21 protein-coding genes are annotated in these 21,045 nt (G+C 58.3%); 3 read left to right on the forward strand and 18 right to left on the reverse strand.

Annotated elements, in window-relative coordinates; genetic code table 11:
* Nucleotides 1-2: 2 nt before the first annotated feature.
* The 14 genes from AADJ11_RS10210 to alr all read right to left on the reverse strand — a co-directional run bounded on the left by AADJ11_RS10210 (nt 3) and on the right by alr (nt 12,799).
* Complete coding sequence (locus tag AADJ11_RS10210) at nt 3-1,253, reverse strand: LysM peptidoglycan-binding domain-containing M23 family metallopeptidase (protein WP_341234402.1); 1,251 nt, start codon at nt 1,251-1,253, stop codon at nt 3-5.
* Nucleotides 1,254-1,330: 77 nt separating this feature from the next.
* The gene (locus AADJ11_RS10215; RefSeq protein ID WP_341234403.1) at nt 1,331-1,990 is read right to left on the reverse strand and encodes a protein-L-isoaspartate(D-aspartate) O-methyltransferase; all 660 of its coding nucleotides are present in this window, start codon (nt 1,988-1,990) and stop codon (nt 1,331-1,333) included.
* Nucleotides 1,987-2,772 carry a 5'/3'-nucleotidase SurE gene (gene surE, locus AADJ11_RS10220; RefSeq protein WP_341234404.1) on the reverse strand — a complete coding sequence of 262 codons (786 nt, stop codon included), beginning with the start codon at nt 2,770-2,772 and terminating at the stop codon, nt 1,987-1,989. The genes AADJ11_RS10215 and surE overlap by 4 nt, the downstream gene beginning before the upstream one ends.
* 72 nt (nt 2,773-2,844) lie before the next feature.
* Complete coding sequence (locus AADJ11_RS10225) at nt 2,845-3,498, reverse strand: SDR family NAD(P)-dependent oxidoreductase (protein WP_341234405.1); 654 nt, start codon at nt 3,496-3,498, stop codon at nt 2,845-2,847.
* Nucleotides 3,499-3,571: 73 nt separating this feature from the next.
* Complete coding sequence (locus AADJ11_RS10230; protein ID WP_341234406.1) at nt 3,572-3,964, reverse strand: hypothetical protein; 393 nt, start codon at nt 3,962-3,964, stop codon at nt 3,572-3,574.
* Between the two features lie 71 nt (nt 3,965-4,035).
* Nucleotides 4,036-4,302 carry a pilus assembly protein PilZ gene (locus AADJ11_RS10235; protein ID WP_341234407.1) on the reverse strand — a complete coding sequence of 89 codons (267 nt, stop codon included), beginning with the start codon at nt 4,300-4,302 and terminating at the stop codon, nt 4,036-4,038.
* A 203-nt stretch (nt 4,303-4,505) separates the two neighbouring features.
* Nucleotides 4,506-5,990 carry an amidophosphoribosyltransferase gene (gene purF / locus AADJ11_RS10240; protein WP_341234491.1) on the reverse strand — a complete coding sequence of 495 codons (1,485 nt, stop codon included), beginning with the start codon at nt 5,988-5,990 and terminating at the stop codon, nt 4,506-4,508.
* Between the two features lie 237 nt (nt 5,991-6,227).
* On the reverse strand, nt 6,228-7,424 hold the full coding sequence (locus tag AADJ11_RS10245; RefSeq protein ID WP_341234408.1) for a hypothetical protein: 1,197 nt from the start codon (nt 7,422-7,424) through the stop codon (nt 6,228-6,230).
* A gap of 335 nt (nt 7,425-7,759) precedes the next feature.
* On the reverse strand, nt 7,760-8,314 hold the full coding sequence (locus AADJ11_RS10250) for a CvpA family protein (protein ID WP_093915998.1): 555 nt from the start codon (nt 8,312-8,314) through the stop codon (nt 7,760-7,762).
* 28 nt (nt 8,315-8,342) lie between these two features.
* A complete protein-coding gene (gene radA, locus AADJ11_RS10255; protein ID WP_341234409.1) occupies nt 8,343-9,710 on the reverse strand; it encodes a DNA repair protein RadA in 1,368 nt (455 codons plus the stop codon).
* A 48-nt stretch (nt 9,711-9,758) separates the two neighbouring features.
* Nucleotides 9,759-10,208 carry a paraquat-inducible protein A gene (locus AADJ11_RS10260; RefSeq protein WP_341234410.1) on the reverse strand — a complete coding sequence of 150 codons (450 nt, stop codon included), beginning with the start codon at nt 10,206-10,208 and terminating at the stop codon, nt 9,759-9,761.
* 85 nt (nt 10,209-10,293) lie between these two features.
* Nucleotides 10,294-10,998 carry an ATP-binding cassette domain-containing protein gene (locus AADJ11_RS10265; RefSeq protein WP_341234411.1) on the reverse strand — a complete coding sequence of 235 codons (705 nt, stop codon included), beginning with the start codon at nt 10,996-10,998 and terminating at the stop codon, nt 10,294-10,296.
* Nucleotides 10,995-11,768, reverse strand: a complete 774-nt coding sequence (locus tag AADJ11_RS10270) for an ABC transporter permease (RefSeq protein ID WP_341234412.1) — start codon at nt 11,766-11,768, stop codon at nt 10,995-10,997. Before AADJ11_RS10270 ends, AADJ11_RS10265 begins: the two co-directional genes overlap by 4 nt.
* Entirely contained in the window at nt 11,765-12,799 is a 1,035-nt protein-coding gene (alr, locus tag AADJ11_RS10275) for an alanine racemase (RefSeq protein WP_341234413.1), read from the reverse strand. Before alr ends, AADJ11_RS10270 begins: the two co-directional genes overlap by 4 nt.
* Before the next feature lie 347 nt (nt 12,800-13,146).
* Between alr and AADJ11_RS10280 the strand changes: the two genes are divergently transcribed.
* Both AADJ11_RS10280 and AADJ11_RS10285 read left to right on the forward strand, forming a co-directional pair.
* The gene (locus tag AADJ11_RS10280) at nt 13,147-14,475 is read left to right on the forward strand and encodes a dienelactone hydrolase (RefSeq protein ID WP_341234414.1); all 1,329 of its coding nucleotides are present in this window, start codon (nt 13,147-13,149) and stop codon (nt 14,473-14,475) included.
* A 19-nt stretch (nt 14,476-14,494) separates the two neighbouring features.
* Entirely contained in the window at nt 14,495-15,220 is a 726-nt protein-coding gene (locus tag AADJ11_RS10285) for a sterol desaturase family protein (protein ID WP_341234415.1), read from the forward strand.
* A gap of 37 nt (nt 15,221-15,257) precedes the next feature.
* Here the strand turns inward: AADJ11_RS10285 and AADJ11_RS10290 are convergent, their stop codons facing one another.
* The 4 genes from AADJ11_RS10290 to AADJ11_RS10305 form a co-directional block, all read right to left on the reverse strand.
* On the reverse strand, nt 15,258-16,757 hold the full coding sequence (locus AADJ11_RS10290) for a replicative DNA helicase (RefSeq protein WP_341234416.1): 1,500 nt from the start codon (nt 16,755-16,757) through the stop codon (nt 15,258-15,260).
* Between the two features lie 157 nt (nt 16,758-16,914).
* A complete protein-coding gene (locus AADJ11_RS10295; protein ID WP_341234417.1) occupies nt 16,915-17,595 on the reverse strand; it encodes an orotate phosphoribosyltransferase in 681 nt (226 codons plus the stop codon).
* Nucleotides 17,596-17,682: 87 nt separating this feature from the next.
* Nucleotides 17,683-18,723, reverse strand: coding sequence for a dihydroorotase (gene pyrC, locus AADJ11_RS10300; protein WP_341234418.1), 1,041 nt, complete (start codon nt 18,721-18,723; stop codon nt 17,683-17,685).
* Nucleotides 18,724-18,799: 76 nt separating this feature from the next.
* Complete coding sequence (locus tag AADJ11_RS10305) at nt 18,800-19,840, reverse strand: phosphoadenosine phosphosulfate reductase (protein ID WP_341234419.1); 1,041 nt, start codon at nt 19,838-19,840, stop codon at nt 18,800-18,802.
* A 234-nt stretch (nt 19,841-20,074) separates the two neighbouring features.
* On the opposite strand from AADJ11_RS10305, the gene AADJ11_RS10310 reads away from it, so the two are divergent.
* Nucleotides 20,075-20,986: a MoxR family ATPase gene (locus tag AADJ11_RS10310; protein WP_341234420.1), complete on the forward strand. Its 912-nt coding sequence runs from the start codon at nt 20,075-20,077 to the stop codon at nt 20,984-20,986.
* Nucleotides 20,987-21,045: the final 59 nt, after the last annotated feature.

Here is a 21,045-nt window from a genome sequence, read left to right on the forward strand (position 1 = left end):
TATCAGTTCAGATAGGGCGATGGGTCCACGCTGTCAAAGCCGTTGCGCACTTCGAAATGCACGAATGCATCCTCGCCGCTACGTAGCTTGGCGATGGGCGCGCCTTTGGCCACGTTATCGCCCTTGGCCACGCTGACATCCGTGACGTTTGCGTAAACGGTCAGCAGGTTATCGGGGTGGCGGACCACGACGATTGGAACGCCTTCGGCGCTTTTCGTAATGGCGGCGACGGTGCCGCTATCGGCGGCCTTAACTGTTGTGCCGGGGGCCGCCTTGATGTTGATCCCCTCGTTTTTACCCTTTGAATAGGCGCGGATAATGCTGCCTTGGACCGGCGGCATCATGCGGCCTTGCGTTGCTGGCTTGGTGGTTTTGCCAACATCCGCCACGGGCTCTGCCGGTGCAGGGGTCGCTGCGGTGGGCTTGGGGGCAGGTGGTTCGGCCGGCGGCAAGGGTTTTGCAGCGCTCGGTGGCGTGGGCGTTGGTGATCCCGTACCGGGCAGCGTCGTGACCACCGGTGTGGCGGTTGCCGTTTGGGGTACAGGGGTTTCACGTTTTGGCGCGGCCTGTTGCGGGACGGGGATCAGTAGGAACTGCCCTTCGCGGATCGAGAAATCCGGCCCCAAGCCATTCCATTCGGCCAATGTTTCGACGGGTACAGCATAAAGGCGCGCGATGGTATAGGCGGTTTCGCCGCGTTCGACCCTGTGGCGTACAGGTTCGCGGCCCGTCTGTTTAAGAGGGTTCTCGCGGGTTTGTGCGGCTGGCAAGGCGGCCGTCTGTACGGCAGAGGATTCAGGCGCGCGGTTGATCGCACTGCCTGCAAGTGTCTGGATATCAACGGCCTGCGTGGTGATCGGGCCGGTGCCGGATGCACCTGTGGCGGGCGATGGTTCTTCGACGCGGGTTTCAAGGGCGATAATCTCGCCTTTGCGCAGGGGAATGTTGGGATCGATACCGTTAAAACGCGACAGGGCGTTCACATCTGTGCCAACCCGGCTGGCCACATCGGCCAGCGTGTCGCCGCGACGGGCCACCACGACTTGATAATTGGGATAAGAGATAACACCGCGATTGTCGGGTTGGGGTCTGACCGCCAATGCGCCGGTTGCAGCATCAGCGGTGGTGAAACCATCGCCGAAACCGCCGCGCAGATCATAATCAAGGGGGCGGTTACACGCGGCCAACAAAAGCGCACTGCTTCCTGCCAGAACCGTCAACCTAAGGGTTCGGGTCGCCATCGAATGGGTCATCTGCTCGTCCTCATGTCTTGCACGACGTGTCGTCTTCGGTCTCCATGTGGTCTGGAGTTACCCTGTCTATACAGCATTTAGCTGTCTTTGCCCATTCCTTCAAGCAAAGGGACAAAGCGCACCTTGCGCAGCTCGTCGTATTCAAGGCCGGTTTCGGTCTTTCGCACCCGTATCAGATGCTGGACGGCGTCGGACTGGCCGACGGGCACCACCATGATACCACCGATTTTCAACTGCGCGACCAAGGGGCCCGGGGGGTCCTCGGCGGCGGCAGTGACGATGATACGGTCAAAGGGGGCCTGTTCGGGCAAGCCAAAGCTGCCGTCGCCGACTATGGCCGTGATATTGGTCAGATCAAGCGCCTCAAAGATTTCGCGCGCTTCATGGACCAACCGGCGGTGGCGGTCGATGGTATAGACCCGCCGCGCTAGTTTGCTGAGGATCGCGGCCTGATAGCCGGAACCAGTGCCAACCTCGAGAACCTTATCGCGGGGTGAGACCTCGAGCGCTTGGGTCATCAGGGCCACAACGGAGGGCTGGCTGATGGTCTGACCGCAGGCGATGGGCAGGGGCATATCCTCGTAAGCGCGGGCCGCGAATAGACCACGGATAAACGGTCCGCGGTCGATCTGCTCCATCGCGTTAAGGACGCGCGCATCCGTCACGCCCTTCGAGCGTAATGCATATAGAAACTGCATTTTGCGTTCCGCGACCGAGATGTCCTCTTCGTCGTTCATGTGTTGAGGGCTTCCAGAGCGGCAAAGCTGTCATGGGCGGTAAAGTCCGCGCGCATGGGGGTCACGGTGATATAGCCGTTCAGGTTCAAGGCTGCGTCGGTATGGGCGGCGGTCGGTATCTGCTGGTCGGCCCCTTGGATCCACAAATAGCGCCGACCTTGGGGCGAGACATGCGGGGTGGTGGAAAAACTGGTGTCGCTACGGATGCCTTGCGGGGCGAGGCGGATACCTTGCACGTCAGCGGCTGCAGTGGGCGGAAAGTTAACGTTATAAAACAAACGGTAGCCGTCAGTATGCGCCGGCGTGGCGTCGAGAATGCGGCGGATCACATCCGCGCCATGCTCTGCTGCGGCCTCGAACGCGTCGTCAAGCACCCGGTTGGCGGGGCCGAAATATTGCGACATGGCAACGGCGGGGATGCCTTGCAGGGCCGCTTCCATTGCGCCGCCGATTGTGCCGGAATACATCGCGTTTTCAGCGGCATTATTGCCCCGGTTGACGCCGGACAGCACCAGATCGGGGGGGCTGTCCTTCATTGAATCGTGCAGGGCGGCGAGAACGCAATCGGCGGGGCTGCCCTCGACCGAAAAGGCGTGTTTGCCGATCCGTTCAATCATCATCGGACGGGTGTAGCTGATGCAATGGGCCACGCCGGATTGTTCATAGGCGGGGGCCACTGTCCACACTTCGCCCTGGGGGCCTGCAAGGGTGGTGGCAATGGCATGGAGCGTCTTGAGGCCCGGTGCGTGGATGCCATCATCGTTGGTAATTAGAATGCGCATAATATCCCCTTTGCGCCTTGATAAGCGAGGGATGTGGGCGCGGCAAGGCAGGAGCCTTCGGCGAGGATATTTTTAAGCCAGAGAAGCGGACAGAGCGGCCAAAATGTCAGCCGCTTGGGACTGTGGGCTGGACAGATCATCGCGGGATTCACCGGGGTGGAACCGTGCGCGGGTTGCCGTGGGCATGGGGGCCGGTGTCATGATGTGAACCTTGGGCCCGATTTTGGCGGCCTCGGACTGCCATGATCGGGCAAGGGCGATTTGGGCCGCTTTGGTGGCACCGTAGGTCCCGTAAAACTTGGACCCGACAACGGGATCGTCGAAAAACACTGCTTGGCCCGATTGCGCCAGCAAAGGCGATACATAGGTGATCAGAGTCGAGGTGGCAGTGATGTTGCAGGCCACGGATTTGGCCATGTCTTTGGCGTCGATATGATCCGTGGGGGCAAGGGGGGCTGCGTGGATCGCGCTGTGCATCCACAAATCAAGACTGCCCCACCGGTCGTAAATGCCACGGCACAGGGTCGCCATGGCATCGGCGTTTGTGATGTCCATGGGAGCCAAGGTGGCACTGCCGCCACGGGCTTGGATGCGGTCATCCAATTCCTCAAGCGCGCCGGTGGTTTTCGCCACGGCGATGATGTGATGGGTGTCGCACAGCGCTTCGGCCAAAGCAGCCCCAAGGCCGCGCGAGGCGCCTGTGATCAATGCAGTTTTTTGTGTCATGGGTGGGGATATGCGCGGGGGAATGCGCCGCGTCAAGGGGGCGCTTGGCACTGTGGTGCGTGGCCGTGCCCCGTTAGCCTTTGCGGTGGTAGGTAAAGGTCAGCCGCGCAAGGTGATCAATCGCTTGGGTGGGCAGGGGCGCGCCGATGGTCACGCGCAATGCACGGTTGGTTTCATAGACAAATTCGGTTGGATAGATGTCGCGCATTATGGCGGAGATCGTTGTTTTACAATCAACATACAGCGCAAGGGTTTGCGGTGCGCTGTCTTGCCAGTTCAGCCGCAGCGTGCTGCCTTGGCGCGGGCGCCGTGGCCGCCATGCCGGTTGCCCCCATTTGAGACTTTCGTCGAGGGGGCCCACATCTGCATCTTGCGCGGCCTTTAGAATAAGTGCGCGCATGTCGTTAAACTGATCGCGAACAGGGGCGGGCCAGGGGGCGAGCGTGCTGTCGAAAGGTGTGGTCATATCATCAGCTTGCACGGGGCGGGGCGGATGATCAAGCGTGGCTTTGGTTTATGAGGTCAGGGGGGCTGCCATCAAGACGCGGGCAGTTGCAGAACCTTGGCTTTTTGGCCGATGCCGACCACGATTGCGTTGTCGCTGATCGCGGCGACCGTGCCACCCGCAATCGGGTCGCCAATTTTAACCCGCTTGATCCGCCCGTTGCGTTCGCGGACCAAGGCACCGGGGTCGGCCAAACTGCCGAAAATCCCGATCAGGGACACGGCGGGCAGGGCGACCTTTTGCGTCGCGAGCGTCATTACTTTGGCCGGGGTTGGTGTGCCGGTATCATCTGTGGACATGTCAGCCTCTCTTGTTTCCCCGCGATCTGGTGGCGGGGTTTTCAAGCCTGTTAACAAAGAGGGTTCGGGGCAGGAAGCCACCCTGCCAGCGGCAAGCAAAGACCGGCCTACGGCGTCGGCAAAGCCTTGCCATCAGGGGAGACGCAAAAAGCGCAGGGGCTTTGAACCTCTGCGCTTTTGCTGTTGGTATTGGGCGGATATGCCTATTCGGCGGCGGGCTTCATCTCAAACCCTTGGTCAATTTGATCTGCCGGACGGACCGGGTAGTCACCGGTAAAGCACGCGTCGCAATATTGCGGGCATTTGGCGTTGCGGCCTTTGGCTTCGCCCACGGCGCGGTACAGGCCATCGATTGAAATGAACTTCAGGCTATCCACCTGTAAATGATCGCGCATTTCTTCTTCGGACATGGTCGCGGCGAGCAGTTTTTCGCGCTGCGGTGTATCGACGCCATAGAAACACGGCCATGCGGTGGGGGGCGAGGCAATGCGGAAGTGAACTTCCTTAGCGCCGGCATCAAGGATCATTTCCTTGATCTTGCGGCTGGTCGTGCCGCGCACCACCGAATCGTCGACCAAGATCACGCGCTTGCCCTTGATCAGCGCACGGTTCACGTTCAGCTTGAGCCGCACACCCATGTTGCGGATCTGTTCGGTGGGTTCGATAAATGTCCGGCCCATATATTGGTTGCGGATGATCCCCATGGCATAGGGAATGCCCGATTGCAGGCTGAACCCGATGGCCGCAGGGGTGCCGCTGTCAGGAACGGGGCAGACCAGATCGGCATCGACCGGGCTTTCCTTGGCCAACTCGCGGCCAATCGCCTCGCGGGTTTCATAGACGGATCGGCCACCCAGAATGCTGTCAGGACGGCTGAAATACACATGTTCAAAGATGCAGAACCGTGGCGCTAACCGGCGGAAGGGGAAATGGCTTTCCACGCCTTTGTCGGTGATCACGACCATCTCGCCCGGTTCAATCTCGCGGACGAAATCGGCACCGATGATATCAAGCGCGCAGGTTTCCGAGCTAAGCGCCCAGCCTTCACCGACCTTGCCCAGTACCAGCGGGCGCACACCCAAAGGATCGCGCACGCCGATCAGCTTGGTGCGGGTCATGGCGACGACGGAAAACGCGCCCTCAACCCGGCGGAGGGCGTCTTCCATGCGTTCAGGGATATTGCGCTGCAAGGAGCGGGCCATCAGATGGATGATGCATTCACTGTCCGAGGACGATTGGAAAATCGAGCCGCGTTCAATCAGCTCGCGGCGCAGGGCGTTGGCATTGGTGATGTTGCCGTTGTGGGCAATCGCCGCACCGCCCATGGCGAATTCGCCAAAAAACGGTTGCACGTCGCGGATCGCCGTCGGCCCCTTGTTGCCGGAGGTGGAATAGCGCACATGCCCGATGGCCAATTCGCCGGGCAGGGTTTCCATGATCTTTTGCGAGGTAAAGTTATCGCGCACATAACCAAAGCGGCGCGCGGATTGAAAACCGTCTGTCGGATCATAGCTGACGATGCCGCCGGCCTCTTGTCCGCGATGTTGCAGCGCGTGCAGGCCAAGGGCCACAAAGTTCGATGCGTCGGCGACACCGACAACGCCGAAAACCCCGCATTCCTCTTTCAGTTTATCGCCGTCATCGGCGTCTCGTAGATACGAGGTGTCAAAAGGATGTGCGGGAGGCATGATCTTGGACAACGGGGCAGCTCCGATTCCGGGAAGAAGACACGCACTATGTAGGCGCTTGAACGGAGCTTGTCACCCCGCTGTCACATTATGAGACGCCTAAAAGGGTGGCACAGTCGTGATATGGGGTGGGTCGCAACTTTTGCGTGTGGGAAGAGTGGTGGATGAGTACGGAACGAGCCTAAACGTCTGCCAATTCCGAAATCACGCCAAACGCGATCTCCCGCAGTGGGTCTCTTACTGCTGGATGGCAATTTGATCTGACGGGATACCAAGCCGTTTGAACGTTTGTGCATAACGTTCAACACATTGGCGCTTTGCTCCTTGGGTGTTTAGCTCAAAGTCGTATCGCCGTAGATATGCAGCATAGACAAGCGGGGCATCATTAATTGTAAAAAACTCCAGCAAAGTATCCCATAGCTCCCTGCAAACTGAATTTGGCGTTGCATCCGCAGGGAAAGTGCCGCGTTGAAGCGACGCGAGATAGCTCCGAAGAGTTTCATATTGTTTTGCACCTATTGCGTCTTCGAAGGAAAGCGAAGCCGATGATACGCCAACAACGGCGAACGGTAATGTTCTCGCAAAATCGACTGACTCGAATTTGTTATCGGCAAATTCCTTGTACAGAGATCTCTCAGTTTCGAAGGTTACGCTGATATCGATTCCATTCAGGAAGGGTTCATTGCGGTTAAGTGAACCACGGACTGAGAAAATAATCTCAGACGGCGCATCCGTTCCGGTGTCTATGAAACGCATCGCCACGTCATTGGATATATCTACGTCTTCGTTGGAATTAACGACCTTTGACATTACGCCAAGGGCAGTTTGCATGCTTGGCAATAACTCCAAAGCCGGCTGTAATGTCTCAAACGATAGGAGCGAAACTTGCTCACTGAAGTCATTGAAGGTTTCGGTTTGAACGAAAGCGGTCGAGTTCTTTTGAAGCCTCAATTGTGTGTTCAATACATTGTTGCTTGCGGTGATGGGGAAATTATCGGTTAGCACGCCGGAACGGGAAAGGTTGCCTGTTATGGTTGAATCCGTTGTGAAGAATAGAAAGTTCTTTTCGCTGTACGAAAACGACAGGATCGCCTTCTTCGCGATCTCGCGAGAGCCTGAGAGAATACTAAGAGTCAGAACATAGTTTCCGCTTTCCCCACCAAAAGCTCTGGTAACACTGTCGCGTAGAAAGCTCTTTAAACTGCTTTCGACACTCGGCAAATGTGGGGGGGTGTTTGGGATCTCACTGTCGACTGCATAGTCAACTTTATAAGATATTCGACCATAGGCTTCCCGGATGCCGGCATCTGACGTTTCGAACGCGGTTGTTTTATAGGGGAGCAGCAGAGAGGTCTGGGCATTTGCTGAAACAACGGGGATCAGGACACCAACAGCCGCTAAAAAAACTACCGATAATTTTTGAAGAAATCTCATATTTTACTCCATCTCAAAAAACCAAATCGACGAATTTACCCAAGATAATACATGAAGCTGTACGCATTTTGGAGAAATTTTTGCGAACTGATATCTTGAATCCTATCCAGCACCACGTCCGGTATGAATATGAACCTCCGTCCAGAGGGGCGTGAAAACTGGCCTCGGCCACATTGCGGAGATAGTGTGTGCGGCACATCTGCGTAGAACATTGAGGCTGCGGATGTCGGTTTTGCCACGCATCACGAAAGCTGACCAACCAAACCAGCACGCAAACACCAAGGGCCGCCCTTTTCACGGGGCGGCCCTTTTGCGTCGTCTAATTATATCAGGCGTTATTCGCCGCAGCTGCCGACGAGGGCTTCGTAACGGGACGTGATCCAGCCAAGGGCTTCTTCGGGGTTTTGCTCTTCGATCTGGCCGGTGAACTTGCCAAATACCTGGGCAGAGCGGCTTTCGTCGACGATGGTATAGGTCTGGCCGGTGATCACGGTGTCATAGACAAAGAACGCAATCGCCACGAGCAGGATGCCGCGCGCGACGCCGAACAGAAATCCAAACCCCTGATCAAGGCCGCCCAGCACCGACCGTTGCACCAGCGACGAAAACAGCGGGGTGAACAGGGACACCACGATCAAGGCGATGGCAAAGACGATGGCAAATGCGCCGATGATCGACAATTCGCAGCTGTCGGCCAGAAACTCGCCCACGACCGGGATTTCGGACACCAGCGGTTCGACTTGGGGCGCGAATAGAAATGCCACGACGGCGGCGGCGATCCAGCCGAGGATGGCCATCAGCTCGCGGACCAGACCGCGGCTATATGCCAAGAGCGCAGACAGGACGATGACAAGCGCCACAACCCCGTCAATGATGGTAAAACCTTCCATGATCGTTTTGCCTTCCTTGTGGGGGCGGTTAGCCAGCCCCGAATATTTCGCCTACAAATCCGGTTAGATCGCTCATGGTATTAAGCGTTATGCCGTTTTTGCCCACGGGTTTTCCCCCTGCGGGCGCAATGGCGCTGGTAAAACCAAGTTTTTGCGCTTCTTTCAACCTATTTTCCGTCTGGGTGGCGGGTCTTAGGGCACCTGACAGGCTTATTTCCCCGAAAACAACAGTTTCCGCAGGCAACGCTACGTCTTCGCGCGCGCTCAGCAATGCGGCGGCCACGGCCAGATCGGCGGCGGGTTCGGAAATCTTCATCCCGCCTGCCACGTTCAGATAGACATCAAGCCCGGCAAAGGGGATGCCGCAGCGCGCCTCGAGCACGGCCAGAATCATCGCCAGACGCCCGCCATCCCAGCCCACGACCGTGCGCCGCGCCTGCGAATGGGGCGAGGGCGCAACGAGGGCCTGTAATTCGCACAAAACGGGCCGCGTCCCTTCGATGCCCGCGAACACCACGGAGCCCGCAGCAGGTTCGCCGCGTTCAGAAAGGAAATGCGCGGAGGGGTTGGTAACCTCGGCCAGCCCTTGGCCGGTCATTTCGAATACGCCGATTTCGTCCGCGGGGCCAAAGCGGTTTTTGACGGCGCGCAGAATGCGGAACTGGTGGCCGCGCTCGCCCTCGAAATAAAGCACGGTATCGACCATGTGTTCGACGACGCGGGGGCCTGCGATCTGGCCGTCTTTGGTGACGTGGCCGACAAGGATCACCGACACGCCCGTGCGTTTGGCAAAGCTGGTCAGCTCATGCGCCGAGGCGCGGACCTGAGACACCGACCCGGGCGCGCTTTCGACATTATCGGCCCACATGGTCTGGATCGAATCGATGATTGCCAAATCCGGGCGTTCGGCCTCGAGCGTGGTCAGGATATCGCGCAGGTTGGTTTCAGCGGCCAGTTTCACCGGCGCATCCGCCAGCCCCAACCGCTGCGCGCGCATGCGCACCTGGGCGGAGGCTTCTTCGCCGCTGACGTAGATGGTTTTCAATCCGCTACGGGCAAAATGCGCGGCGGCTTGCAACAGCAGTGTGGATTTACCGATGCCCGGATCACCGCCCACCAGAATGGCCGATGCAGCCACCAGACCACCGCCCAACACGCGGTCAAGTTCGTCAATGCCCGATCGGCTGCGCGGTGGCGGGGATTCTTTGGTGCTTAGGTCGGTCAGCACCATGGCCGATCCGCGCTTGGCCCCCAGCGATTTGCTGGGCGGGCCGGCCGAAATGCCTTTGTCTTGCTCGATGGTGTTCCATTCGCCGCAACCATCGCAGCGGCCGGACCACTTGTTAAAACTGGCACCGCAAGACGTGCATGAAAATGTGACGGGAGATTTTGCCATGCGCCTTTTTGGCTGACAGCGCGGGCGAGGTCAAAGCAAAAACACAGGCTAGGTGGCGGCTTCTCGCGCGGATTGGATTTGCTGGGTTTTCCAACTGATCCAAAGGGACACCAGAATGCAGGCGGTGAAGAGATAAAGACCCCAAGCGACCTCGATCCGGCCAAAGCCGATGCCTTTGGCCAGCGTGATATAAAGCGCGATCAAAAACACATCTGCCATGGCGAGTTTACCGATGAATGCAAGCGCGGGCAGGACGTGGGGGCCGAGCAGGTTGAATTGCACCAAGGCCAGCCCCAAGGTTTTCAAGTAGGGGGCGATGAAGGCGAAGAATGTGACGACCAATGCCAGAAAGACGTCGGATGCCCAGAGCGCCCGCACCCCGCTGAAAACCGAGATTTCGGTTAGGCCAAACAGTGGAAGCACCCCCGCCCGCATCAGCGGTGCGGCCCAAGCGACGGGGTAGAGGATGAGCAAGGACAGGTTCAAGACGCGCAGCATGGGAGGGTTCTAAGACAGGAGGCGCGTGCGCGCCATTCGATTTTGCGATCTGCGGGGCGCAGATCGGGGCCTCCGGCGAGGATATTTAAGAGCCAGAGAAGAGGAAGGCCTGAAGTTGGTCGTCTTGGGCGGTGGCCATTTGGGCGGGTGTGCCGTGCCAGCGAATTTTGCCCTTGTCCAGCAGGGCGACCTGATCGGCGATGCTGTGCACGGTGGTCATATCGTGGGTGATGGTAAGGGTGGTCGCGTTTGTTTCAGAGACGATGTCGCGGATGAGGGTGTTGATGGTGCGGGCCATGATCGGGTCCAGACCGGTTGTGGGTTCGTCAAAGAAAATCACCGATGGGTCCGTGGCGATGGCGCGGGCAAGGCCGGCGCGTTTTTGCATGCCGCCGGAAAGTGTGGCGGGCAGGCGGTCGGCGACGTCGGCATCCAGCCCCACGCGGTCAAGCTTTTGCAGGGCGATGGCGCGGGCGCGTGCTTTGGGCATTTGGCGCAGCAGGCGGAAGGCCACATTTTGCCATATGGGCAGGCTGTCAAACAGGGCGGCCCCTTGGAACAACATACCAAAATCGTTGAGGAAGGCCTTGTGATCGAGTGGGGCGTTTTGGTGGGTGATGCTACCGCTGTCTGGGGTGACGAGGCCGAGGATGGAGCGCATCAGCACGGATTTGCCACTGCCGGAGGCACCGATAACAACCGTCGATTTTCCTTGCGGCAGGGTCAGGTTCACGCCGCGCAGGATGGGTTTGCCGTCGAAGGTTTTATGTATGTCGGTCAGGGTAATCATAGGGCAAAGATCAAGGCTGTGAGGATAAAGTTTGCCGCGAGGATCAGCACGGCGGCGGCCTCGACAGCGGATTTGGTGGCGCGGCCCACACCGCGCGCGCCGCGATCTGCGTGCATCCCGAAATAGCATCCCATGGTGGCGGCAATCATCCCGAAAGCGGCCCCTTTGATCAGCGACGACGCAATATCGAGGGGTTCGAGGAAATCGACGGTGTTACGCAGATAGGCCGTCGGGTTGAAGCCAAGCGAGCCGGTGGCCACTATATATCCGCCCAGAATGCCGATCACATCGCCCACGGCCACCAACAGCGGCACCACCAGCAGGGCGGCAAGCACGCGCGGCACTGTCAGATAGCGCATCGGATCGGTTGAAAGGGTGATCAAGGCGTCGAGCTGTTCGGTGACCTTCATCGTGGCGATTTCGGCGGCGATGGCGGCGGTGACGCGGGCGGCGACCATCAGGCCAACCAGCACGGGGCCGAGTTCACGGACCATGCCGATGGCGACGATCTGCGGCACGACGGCTTGGGCGTTAAAGCGCGCACCCCCTGCATAGATTTGCATGACCAAAGCACCGCCGGTGAACAATGCGGTCAGCCCCACGACAGGCAGCGACAGCCAGCCGATTTGCACCAGCGACGTCAGGAACTGCCCCAGATAAAACGGCGGGCGAAAGATGTGCAGTATGGCTGAGAACGCGAAAATCGTGATCCGGCCCAAAGCGGCGAGGATGCCAAGCACCACGCGCCCCAGTGCAGCAAGATAGGTCACGTTAGATACACACGGTCATAGCGCGCGCCAAGCGAGGTCAGGATTTCATACCCGATGGTACCTGCAAAACTGGCAATCGTATCAACGGATTGATGCTGTCCGATAAGCTGCAGGTGCGAGGGGGTATCTTCTAGCTCTGTGACATCGGCGGTGATCAGGTCCATCGACACACGGCCCACCACAGGCAGTTTGCGCCCGTCGTGGGTGAGGGTGGCACCGTTGCCCATGGCGCGGATCAGACCGTCGGCATAGCCGCCCGAAACGGTGGCAATCTGCGACGGGCGCGCTGCGGTCCAACCACAGGCATAACCGACCGAGGCCCCCTGATCCACATCGCGGACCTGAATGATAGGCAGGTCGAGGGTGACCACTGGCAGGGCGTCAATGAAGGGCAGGCCGCCATATAATCCGATGCCCGGACGGGTCAGATCGAAATGATAGTCGTCGCCCAGCAGTAGGCCGCCTGTCGCACTTAGGGACAAGGGCACCTCGACGCCTGCTGTCATCTCGCGAAAGATTTCGAGCTGGGCGGCGTTCATCGGGTGGTCGGGCTCATCGGCACAGGCCAGATGGGACATGACCATGGTGGGGTTCTGCGACAGGGCGATGTCGCGCAGCGCGCTCCATTCGGCGGGGTCCATGCCCAGACGGTTCATGCCTGTGTTCAACTGGATGCCAAAGGGGTGACCGGGCAGGGTTTCGACATGGCCGATCATCTGATCGACGGAATTGATCATCGGGGTCAGGTTGGCCTGACCAATCATATCGGCGTCGCCGGGCATGTGGCCGGAAAATATGTTGATGCGGGGGCCGGGGCCCAGCACATCGCGCAGGGCAACGCCTTCCTCGGCGACGGCGACAAAGAATTCGCGCGCCCCTTCGGCAGCCAGCACGGGGGCCACGCGGTCAATGCCCAAGCCATAGGCGTTGGCCTTGACGACAGCGCCGGTTTCGCACCCGCTTAGGCGGTTGAGCGCGTGCCAATTGGCGGCAAGCGCCTTGAGATCGATGGTAAGTTTAGCTGTTGTCATGGTTTTTGTTTCGACCGGATGCGCGCCCGCGTCAAGCACCTGCGCGTGTGTGCTGCGTGAAATAGCCCAGATTATGTTACATTGCCTTTGCGTGAACGAGCACAGGGTGCCGGCGGTTTCACCGCGCCAAGACATAAAACTGCAATGGTTGGGGTGATAAGCGGGCCAAAGAAACAGTGGGCACCAACCCTCAACCGGGTTCTAGCAGAGGCGGGCAATCTGACGAAAACGTGCCGCAGCGGCACTTCCGGGTTTGTCTTGCAAGATGCACCGAACCGGGTAGCTTGTTCCTGACAATAGTCAGGGCGCGGGAAAGTGCCCGATTTTACAAATGGGAGAAGTCACCGATGTTGATCAAAGGATCTAAATTCATTCCAGCTTTAACGGTTGTTGCAGGTGTTGCTGCGCCGATGGCTTGGGCAGAAAACCGCGTTGATACGCAATTGCCAAACGCGCCGGAACTGGCCGCGTATGGCGATATGGCGGTTGGCGTGCGCCAGATTGATCTGGTTCATGCCGATCAGATTAACATCCTGGCCATTGATCCATCGGCAGACAAGCCCGAGACATTGCCAACCTACGACCGCCCGCTAGCCGTCGAAGTTTGGTACCCTGCGGCTGATGGGGCCACCGGCGACACAGCATTCAAAGCATACCTGCGCGATGGCACAACCGAGGTTGCGCTGAACGGTCAGGCAATGCGCGATGCAGACCCGGCGGCAGGTGCGGCCTACCCATTGGTGATTGTATCGCACGGCTATCCGGGCAACCGCTTTTTGATGTCGCATTTGGCCGAAAACATCGCCTCCAAAGGCTATGTGGTCGCGGCGATTGATCACACGGATTCGACATATCGGACCAAGGCGGCCTTCGGATCGACATTGGTCAACCGGTCCTTGGACCAGTTGTTCGTGCTGGATGAAATGGCGCGGCTGTCCGCCGAAGACGGATCGTTCCTGAACGGTTTGGTTAACACTGATACCGCAGGCATCGTGGGCTATTCGATGGGCGGCTATGGGGCCATCATCACCTCGGGCGGGGGCGTGACCGAAGCGTCGGTTGCCTATAGCTGGGGCGGTCCACATGGCACCTTGGCGATCCATCAGGCCGGGTCTGAGACGCATAACGCATTGCCTGATCCACGCATCAAAACAGCCGTGGCGATTGGCCCATGGGGGATGAACACCGGGTTCTGGAACGCCGAAGGATTGTCGGGCATTAAAATTCCGATGCTGTTCATGGCCGGCTCGCAAGACATGACGTCGCTTTATGAAAAAGGCGTGCGCGCGATTTGGGAGAACGCCAGCAACACAAACCGCAGCCTGCTGACCTTTGAAAACGCGGGTCATAATGCGGCGGCACCGATCCCCGCGCCTGCGGAATCCTACCGTCATGACGAAGCACTAGGTTATAACGTGTCGGGCCATTACACCGATCCGGTTTGGGATCAGGCGCGCATGAACAACATCGCCCAGCATTTCGTGACCGCATGGATGGATAACCACCTCAAGGGGAACGAGGCGGCTGGCGAATACCTTGATCTGGTTGAAAACTCCAACGATGGCGTCTGGTCGATGAACGAAGACGGCACGCCAAAGGAAGACCACAGCTATTGGAAAGGGTTCGACAAGGACACTGCCAAAGGTCTACGCTTTGAGGTCAAAGCACCTGAGTAAACCTGAAAAGGAAAAGCCGATGATGCGACTGCGCATCATGTTTTCGCACGCTGCCGTCGCCTTATTGGCGGTGGCGTGCGGTGTTGGCGTGATCGCGCTGGCGATGTACGCCCCGGTCTGGGTTTGGGCGCTGGTCCCCTTGGGCATCGCCGCGCAGATGCTGAATGAATACAATCTGCACCGCTATGTGTTTCATCTGCCGCCGCCGACACGGCAGTGGGCGTTTGATCTGCTTTATGTCGCGCATTACGGCCACCATGATTTTCCCACAAACACGCGGCTGTTTTTCGTCCCGATCTGGGTCGCCTTGCCGATGTTGGTGGTGAACAGCTTGGCTTTATGGGCGGTGTTGGCGCTGCTTGGTGTCGCGCAGGCGCTTTGGATCGCGGTTGCCGTTGTGCCCGTGGGCGGGGTGCTGACGTTTCTGACCTATGAATGGTTTCACATGACAGCGCATTTGAACCTGCCCAAAACGCGGGTTGAACGCTATGTGACCACGCTGCATAACCAGCATCATTTTCGTGACTTCAGCAAATGGTTCCACGTCAGCCCCGGCGGCGAAGTGATCGACCGCGCAATGGGCACCGCGATTGACCGCGATGCTTTGAAACACCAGCAACGTATTGAGTTTATCCGAACCTTGGGTCTGCGCCCCGACGATCCGCGCCTTGTTGCGGCGCGGGGCCGGTTTGCGGCGAAATATAATCTATCAGACGCAGAAATTGCCCGCGCGGCGACGGTGTGATTCAGAGTTTAAACTGGGGGAGCAAGTAAGCTGACGATCAGAATTCCTGATCGTCGCCATCGTTGTTTTGCCATGGCTTCACCAAGTTGCCAAAGCGGGTAAAGCGCCCCTCAAAGCTGAGATCGACCGTGCCAATCGGCCCGTGCCGCTGCTTGCCGATCACAACCTCAGCGCGGCCGTGCAGGCGCTCCATCTCTTCTTGCCAGATCGCCATCTTGTCCAGCTCGTGATCGCCGGGTTTTTCACGCTCTTTGTAGTATTCTTCGCGGAACACGAACATCACGACATCGGCGTCCTGTTCGATCGATCCAGATTCACGCAAATCCGACAGCTGCGGGCGTTTATCTTCGCGGTTTTCCACCTGACGTGACAGCTGGGACAGCGCGATCACAGGGATGTCCAATTCCTTGGCAATCGCCTTGAGGCCCATCGTAATCTCGGAAATCTCGTTCACGCGATTTTCGTTTTTGCCGGTGCCGCGCACCAGTTGAAGATAGTCGATGATCAACACGTCCAGCCCGTGCGTCCGTTTAAGCCGCCGCGCACGTGCGGCCAATTGGCTGATCGGCAGGGCGGGCGTATCATCGATATACAGCGGGCAGGCCTCCAGCGCCTTGGCCGCATCCACGAAACGGCGGAATTCGGCTTCGGTCATGTCACCGGATCGGATTTGCTGCGATGGGATCTCTGACGCTTCCGACAGAATCCGCGCGGCAAGCTGCTCGGCGCTCATCTCAAGGCTATAAAAGCCCACAACGCCGCCATCTACAGCGCCCTCTGTGCCATCATGCAAGGTGCCGCGGCGATAGGCCTTGGCCACGTTAAAGGCGATGTTGGTGGCCAGCGACGTTTTACCCATCGAGGGACGACCGGCGAGGATCAAAAGGTCAGAGCGGTGCAAGCCGCCCAGCTTTTTATCCATATCAATCAGGCCGGTGGAGACGCCCGACAGGCCCCCGTCGCGCTGATAGGCGGCGTTGGCCACGTTAACCGCATCGGTGACGGCCTTAAGAAAGCTTTGAAAGCCGCTTTCGGTCTGGCCTTGCTCTGCCAGCTTATACAGCTGTTGTTCCGCTTCGACGATCTGCTCGCGCGGTTCTGACATGACATCGACCTGCGCGGCCTTGGCGGAAATATCACGGCCCAGCTGGATCAAATCGCGGCGCACTGCCAGATCATAGATCATCTGCGCATAATCACGTACCGCAAAGGCGCTGATCGCAGCACCTGCAAGACGCACCAGATAGGCGGGGCCGCCCAATTCTTTCAGCCCCTCGTCATCCTCCATAAACGCCTTGAGCGTCACGGGGGAGGCAAGGTTGTTTTTCGCAATCCGCGCGCTGGCAATTTCGAAAATGCGGGCGTGAACGGGGTCATAGAAATGCTTGGGTCCAATGATCGACGCCACGCGGTCATAGATGTCGTTATTGGTCAGAATCGCGCCCAGCAACTGCTGTTCCGCCTCGATCGAATGAGGCATGGTTTCAGGGGCTTGGACTGTCAGATCGTTGGTGTTGATGCTGGAAATCTCGTTCACGTACCTTGTACCCCACTGATTGCTGCCCCGAGCCTCGGACTTAACCGAACGGGCAGGGTTGCTGCAAATTGTATAACTTGTGGATAACCCTGCGCTGGCCGAATACTACAGGATTTTGCGGAAAAATATATATCATCTACCAGATAGAGTAAAAAAATCACGAATTTTTCCGCGCGTCCTGCCATTCCTTCGGCGCATTCAGGAATGCTTCAACCTCGTTTAAGGTTTCAGCATCGAATGCTTTTTGGGCTTTGGCCTCGGCCAGAACATCCCACCATGTGCACAGGCTGTGCAGGCTAACGCCATGGTCGCCCAAGGTCTTTTCGGTTTGCGGAAAGATGCCGTAATAAAAGATCACTGCCGTATGCGCGCAGGTGGCGCCGGTTTCCCGAATCGCGTCTACAAAACTGATCTTGGATCCGCCATCTGTGGTCAGGTCCTCGACCAGCAGCACGCGCTGGCCTTCGGTCATTTCACCTTCGATGCGAGCGTTCCGGCCATAGCCTTTGGGCTTTTTGCGCACATAGGTCATGGGCAGCGCCATCCGTTCCGCCACCATTGCGGCAAAGGGGATGCCCGCCGTTTCGCCGCCTGCGATATTATCAAACGCCTCAAATCCGGCTTCGCGCATCACAGTGACGGTCAAAAAATCCATCAAGGTTGCGCGAATGCGCGGATAGCTGATCAGCTTGCGACAATCGATATAGGTCGGGCTCGGCAAGCCAGAGGCCAGGGTAAACGGCTCGGCTGCGTTAAAATGCACGGCCTTGATCTCAAGCAGCATCCGCGCCGTCAAACGCGCCATTTCGGTCGAATCGGGATAGCTGGTCGGGATCATTTGGGTCTCTTCCTTCTGGGGTGGCCTATGGCTTCTCTGGCTTTCAAATATCCTCGCCGAAGGCATAAAGTCTATGCCAATGGCAGGTCAATCTAACGCGGCGCTCCAATTTAGCGGCATCATCGGATCAAATACAGTCACAGGCCCTTCGGGTGTGTCTATGTGGTCGGGATATGTGGCGGGCGTGCGGGTCAATGTCATGGTTTGGGTATTTGCGGGCAGGCCATAGAACGCGGGACCATTCAGCGATGCAAACCCCTCAAGCTTGTCCAGCGCGCCGTCTTGTTCGAACACTTCTGCAAGGATCGACATGGTGTTTGGCGCGGTAAAACACCCTGCACAGCCGCAGGGCAACAGTTTGTTGGCATCCGTATGGGGTGCCGAATCCGTCCCGAGGAAAAACCGCGTATCGCCCGAGGTCGCGGCTGTGCGCAGCGCCAGCCGGTGGGTTTCGCGTTTGGCGACAGGCAGGCAGTAGTAATGCGGCTTGATCCCGCCTGCGAGGATGTGATTGCGGTTGATGACCAGATGATGGGTGGTGATCGTCGCACCCAGATTTTCGCTGGCCGAGCGTACATAGTCAGCGGCATCCGCTGTGGTGATATGTTCCATCACCACTTTCAGACCCTGATGGCGCTTACGGATCGGATCCATGACGCGCTCGATAAACACGGCTTCGCGGTCAAAGATATCGACGGCAGGGTCCGTCACTTCGCCATGGGTGCACAGGGGCAGACCGATTTCTGCCATGCGCTCCAGTACAGGGGCGACCTTGTCGAAATCCGTCACACCGCTGGCCGAATTCGTCGTTGCGCCGGCGGGGTACAGCTTTACGGCGGTGATCAAACCGCTGGCATGGGCCGCCGCGACGTCGTCTGGATCGGTATCCTCGGTCAGGTACAGCGTCATCAGCGGCGTGAAATCGGCACCTTGGGGCAGGGCGGCCATGATCCGGTCGCGGTAGGCTGCGGCATCCGCCCCGCGCACGACTGGCGGCACGAGGTTCGGCATGATGATTGCGCGGGCAAAATGGGCAGCAGTATGCGGCAGTACCGCGCGCAGCATATCGCCGTCACGCAGGTGCAGGTGCCAATCATCGGGGCGTCGAAGCGTCAGTGTTTGTGTCATGGGCGATCAGCTACCACAGGGGTCTGATCCGCACCAGAGGGGCATGTAATTTACCGGACCAAAACCGGATCTGCGCTTACACTGCTTTTGACTCTTCGGCGCTGTCGTTCAAGGCGTCTGGCGTATCCGCATCTTGCTTGGGCGCAACTGCAGTATCTTCGGCATCGGTTGCGTTTTGTGCGGCTGCCTGCTGCTTGAGCTCGGCCTCAATCGCCCGTTGCTTGCGGGAAAAACGTGGCGCTTGCATCCGCGCATTCACATAACGGCAAAGATGGAGGATCAATGTGGTACGACCCTCTGCTTCTAACGTGCCCAATAGTGACTTCAAATATTTGCGATAATCACGCCGCGCGCGGTAAAGTTTGGCAAAGCTGAACGTGTTCAACTGGCCGTCGGCCGCAAGCTTCAGCAACGCTTCAAGTTGATCCATATGCAGCAGCTCGCTTTGAAGGGCGAGACCCATGTTTGGCATGCGCAGCTTGGTCACATTGGCGCGGGTGAACAGGGCGGCATGCATGGCATCCAGCGACACTTTGGGGTCATATAGAACAAAGGCTTGTTCGGCAGCATCCAGCATATCGGGCGCATAGCCAAAGCGTGACGTAAAATCGGTGCGGCGCATTTCGACAAAGCGATCATCCCATTCAGCGACCCGCGGGTCCAACGTCGCTTGGGGCTGGATCATCACGACCTGCGCACCCGGGGACGCTACCGAATAGGCCGCCGCGGCATAGCCACCGGGGCCAGCACCATAAAAAACAACCCGCTCGAATTTATCAAAAAAACCGTCGTCAATCAGCTTGTCGAAAAAGTCATAGACCGCCGGATCGCGAAACCATGTGTCGCCTTCGCTGGCGATACACAAATGCGACCAGCCATAGCTGCGTACCATTTCCCATCCCAACGGGTGCGACATCTCCGACAGGGCGCGCATGCCGTTTACGGTCTCGAATGTGACCAGCAAGGTGGGTTTGCGTTCCACAAAGATCGCGTAATGCTTATCGCCCAGGTTTTCAAAAAAACCGTCCTCGTCGGCCACTTCGGACACGGCGAGCAACCAGTCATCTTTTTGTAGGCCCGTCAGGGGGGCGTCGATCGTGAAGGGTGCGTCGATCATTAGTGCGTCCTCATTCGATTTAAGCGCGTGTTTTGCGTTGTTAACCAAAATTAGCGGTTCAATACGGCATAAATGCGGTAAATGCATGGGCATTTGGGGCAAAACTGGGCCCATTTCACCCTCGGAACGCGTACAGAAACCATGGTGAACAGGCCAGAGTTCAGGGGCCAAAACGGCCTTGGCTCTTGACCATAAGGCGACAGAATGCACCTTTGGTGGTCCAAGGGGGACGCCATGACAGATTTATCGTCGATCGACGCCGTACAAACCATGCTTGAGGGGCAGGGCTATGTGTGTGGCCGCGCGCTGGGCACGGTGGTTTTCCTAAGCCTGACCCTTGGCCGCCCGTTGTTTTTGGAAGGGGAGGCAGGCGTCGGTAAGACCGAGATTGCCAAGGCTCTGGCCACGGGGCTGAACCGTAAATTGATCCGGCTGCAATGCTACGAGGGGCTCGATGCATCGTCAGCCGTGTATGAATGGAATTTCCCGGCGCAGATGGTGGCAATCCGCACCGCCGAAGCCGCAGGCGATGCCTCGCGCAAGGCGTTAACGACCGAGCTTTTCAGCGATGATTTCCTGATCGAACGACCCCTGCTTGAGGCAATGCGCCCCGACGACCGCGGCGCGCCGATCTTGCTCATTGACGAAGTTGACCGGACCGATGCCCCGTTCGAGGCATTTTTGCTCGAGGCGCTCAGCGACTTTCAGGTGACGATCCCGGAACTGGGCACGATCAAAGCGCCCGAACCGCCCATCGTGATCCTGACCTCGAACCGGACCCGCGAGGTACATGACGCGCTCAAGCGCCGCTGCCTGTATCATTGGGTCGACTACCCTGATTTCGACCGTGAAATGGAAATCCTCGCGGCCCGCGCCCCCGAAGCCTCCACATCCCTCAGCCGCGAAGTGGTTGCCTTCGTTCAACAATTGCGCACCGAAGACCTCTTCAAGAAACCCGGCGTGGCGGAAACCATCGACTGGGCGAAATGCCTGCTGGCATTGGATGTGATCAACCTCAGCCCCGAGGTGATCGCTGACACCCTCGGCGCGATCCTCAAATACCAAGACGACATTGCCAAACTCCACGGCTCAGAGGCCAAGCGCATCCTCGACCAAGCCCAAGCGTCACTCGACCCCGCAAAATGATCTCTTGTCCTATTCCAAATGGAGATAAATCCTCGGGGGTTTGGGGGCAGACAGCCCCC

It is taken from the genome of uncultured Sulfitobacter sp., assembly GCF_964021855.1.
GTDB lineage: Bacteria > Pseudomonadota > Alphaproteobacteria > Rhodobacterales > Rhodobacteraceae > Sulfitobacter.

Excerpts from the sequence above, each read along its gene's own strand:
- AADJ11_RS10210 (WP_341234402.1), bottom strand. The coding sequence starts at position 1,253 with ATGACCCATTCGATGGCGACCCGAACCCTTAGGTTGACGGTTCTGGCA.
- AADJ11_RS10215 (WP_341234403.1), bottom strand. The coding sequence starts at position 1,990 with ATGAACGACGAAGAGGACATCTCGGTCGCGGAACGCAAAATGCAGTTT.
- surE (WP_341234404.1), bottom strand. The coding sequence starts at position 2,772 with ATGCGCATTCTAATTACCAACGATGATGGCATCCACGCACCGGGCCTC.
- AADJ11_RS10225 (WP_341234405.1), bottom strand. The coding sequence starts at position 3,498 with ATGACACAAAAAACTGCATTGATCACAGGCGCCTCGCGCGGCCTTGGG.
- AADJ11_RS10230 (WP_341234406.1), bottom strand. The coding sequence starts at position 3,964 with ATGACCACACCTTTCGACAGCACGCTCGCCCCCTGGCCCGCCCCTGTT.
- AADJ11_RS10235 (WP_341234407.1), bottom strand. The coding sequence starts at position 4,302 with ATGTCCACAGATGATACCGGCACACCAACCCCGGCCAAAGTAATGACG.
- purF (WP_341234491.1), bottom strand. The coding sequence starts at position 5,990 with ATGCCTCCCGCACATCCTTTTGACACCTCGTATCTACGAGACGCCGAT.
- AADJ11_RS10245 (WP_341234408.1), bottom strand. The coding sequence starts at position 7,424 with ATGAGATTTCTTCAAAAATTATCGGTAGTTTTTTTAGCGGCTGTTGGT.
- AADJ11_RS10250 (WP_093915998.1), bottom strand. The coding sequence starts at position 8,314 with ATGGAAGGTTTTACCATCATTGACGGGGTTGTGGCGCTTGTCATCGTC.
- radA (WP_341234409.1), bottom strand. The coding sequence starts at position 9,710 with ATGGCAAAATCTCCCGTCACATTTTCATGCACGTCTTGCGGTGCCAGT.
- AADJ11_RS10260 (WP_341234410.1), bottom strand. The coding sequence starts at position 10,208 with ATGCTGCGCGTCTTGAACCTGTCCTTGCTCATCCTCTACCCCGTCGCT.
- AADJ11_RS10265 (WP_341234411.1), bottom strand. The coding sequence starts at position 10,998 with ATGATTACCCTGACCGACATACATAAAACCTTCGACGGCAAACCCATC.
- alr (WP_341234413.1), bottom strand. The coding sequence starts at position 12,799 with ATGACAACAGCTAAACTTACCATCGATCTCAAGGCGCTTGCCGCCAAT.
- AADJ11_RS10280 (WP_341234414.1), top strand. The coding sequence starts at position 13,147 with ATGTTGATCAAAGGATCTAAATTCATTCCAGCTTTAACGGTTGTTGCA.
- AADJ11_RS10285 (WP_341234415.1), top strand. The coding sequence starts at position 14,495 with ATGATGCGACTGCGCATCATGTTTTCGCACGCTGCCGTCGCCTTATTG.
- AADJ11_RS10295 (WP_341234417.1), bottom strand. The coding sequence starts at position 17,595 with ATGATCCCGACCAGCTATCCCGATTCGACCGAAATGGCGCGTTTGACG.
- pyrC (WP_341234418.1), bottom strand. The coding sequence starts at position 18,723 with ATGACACAAACACTGACGCTTCGACGCCCCGATGATTGGCACCTGCAC.
- AADJ11_RS10305 (WP_341234419.1), bottom strand. The coding sequence starts at position 19,840 with ATGATCGACGCACCCTTCACGATCGACGCCCCCCTGACGGGCCTACAA.
- AADJ11_RS10310 (WP_341234420.1), top strand. The coding sequence starts at position 20,075 with ATGACAGATTTATCGTCGATCGACGCCGTACAAACCATGCTTGAGGGG.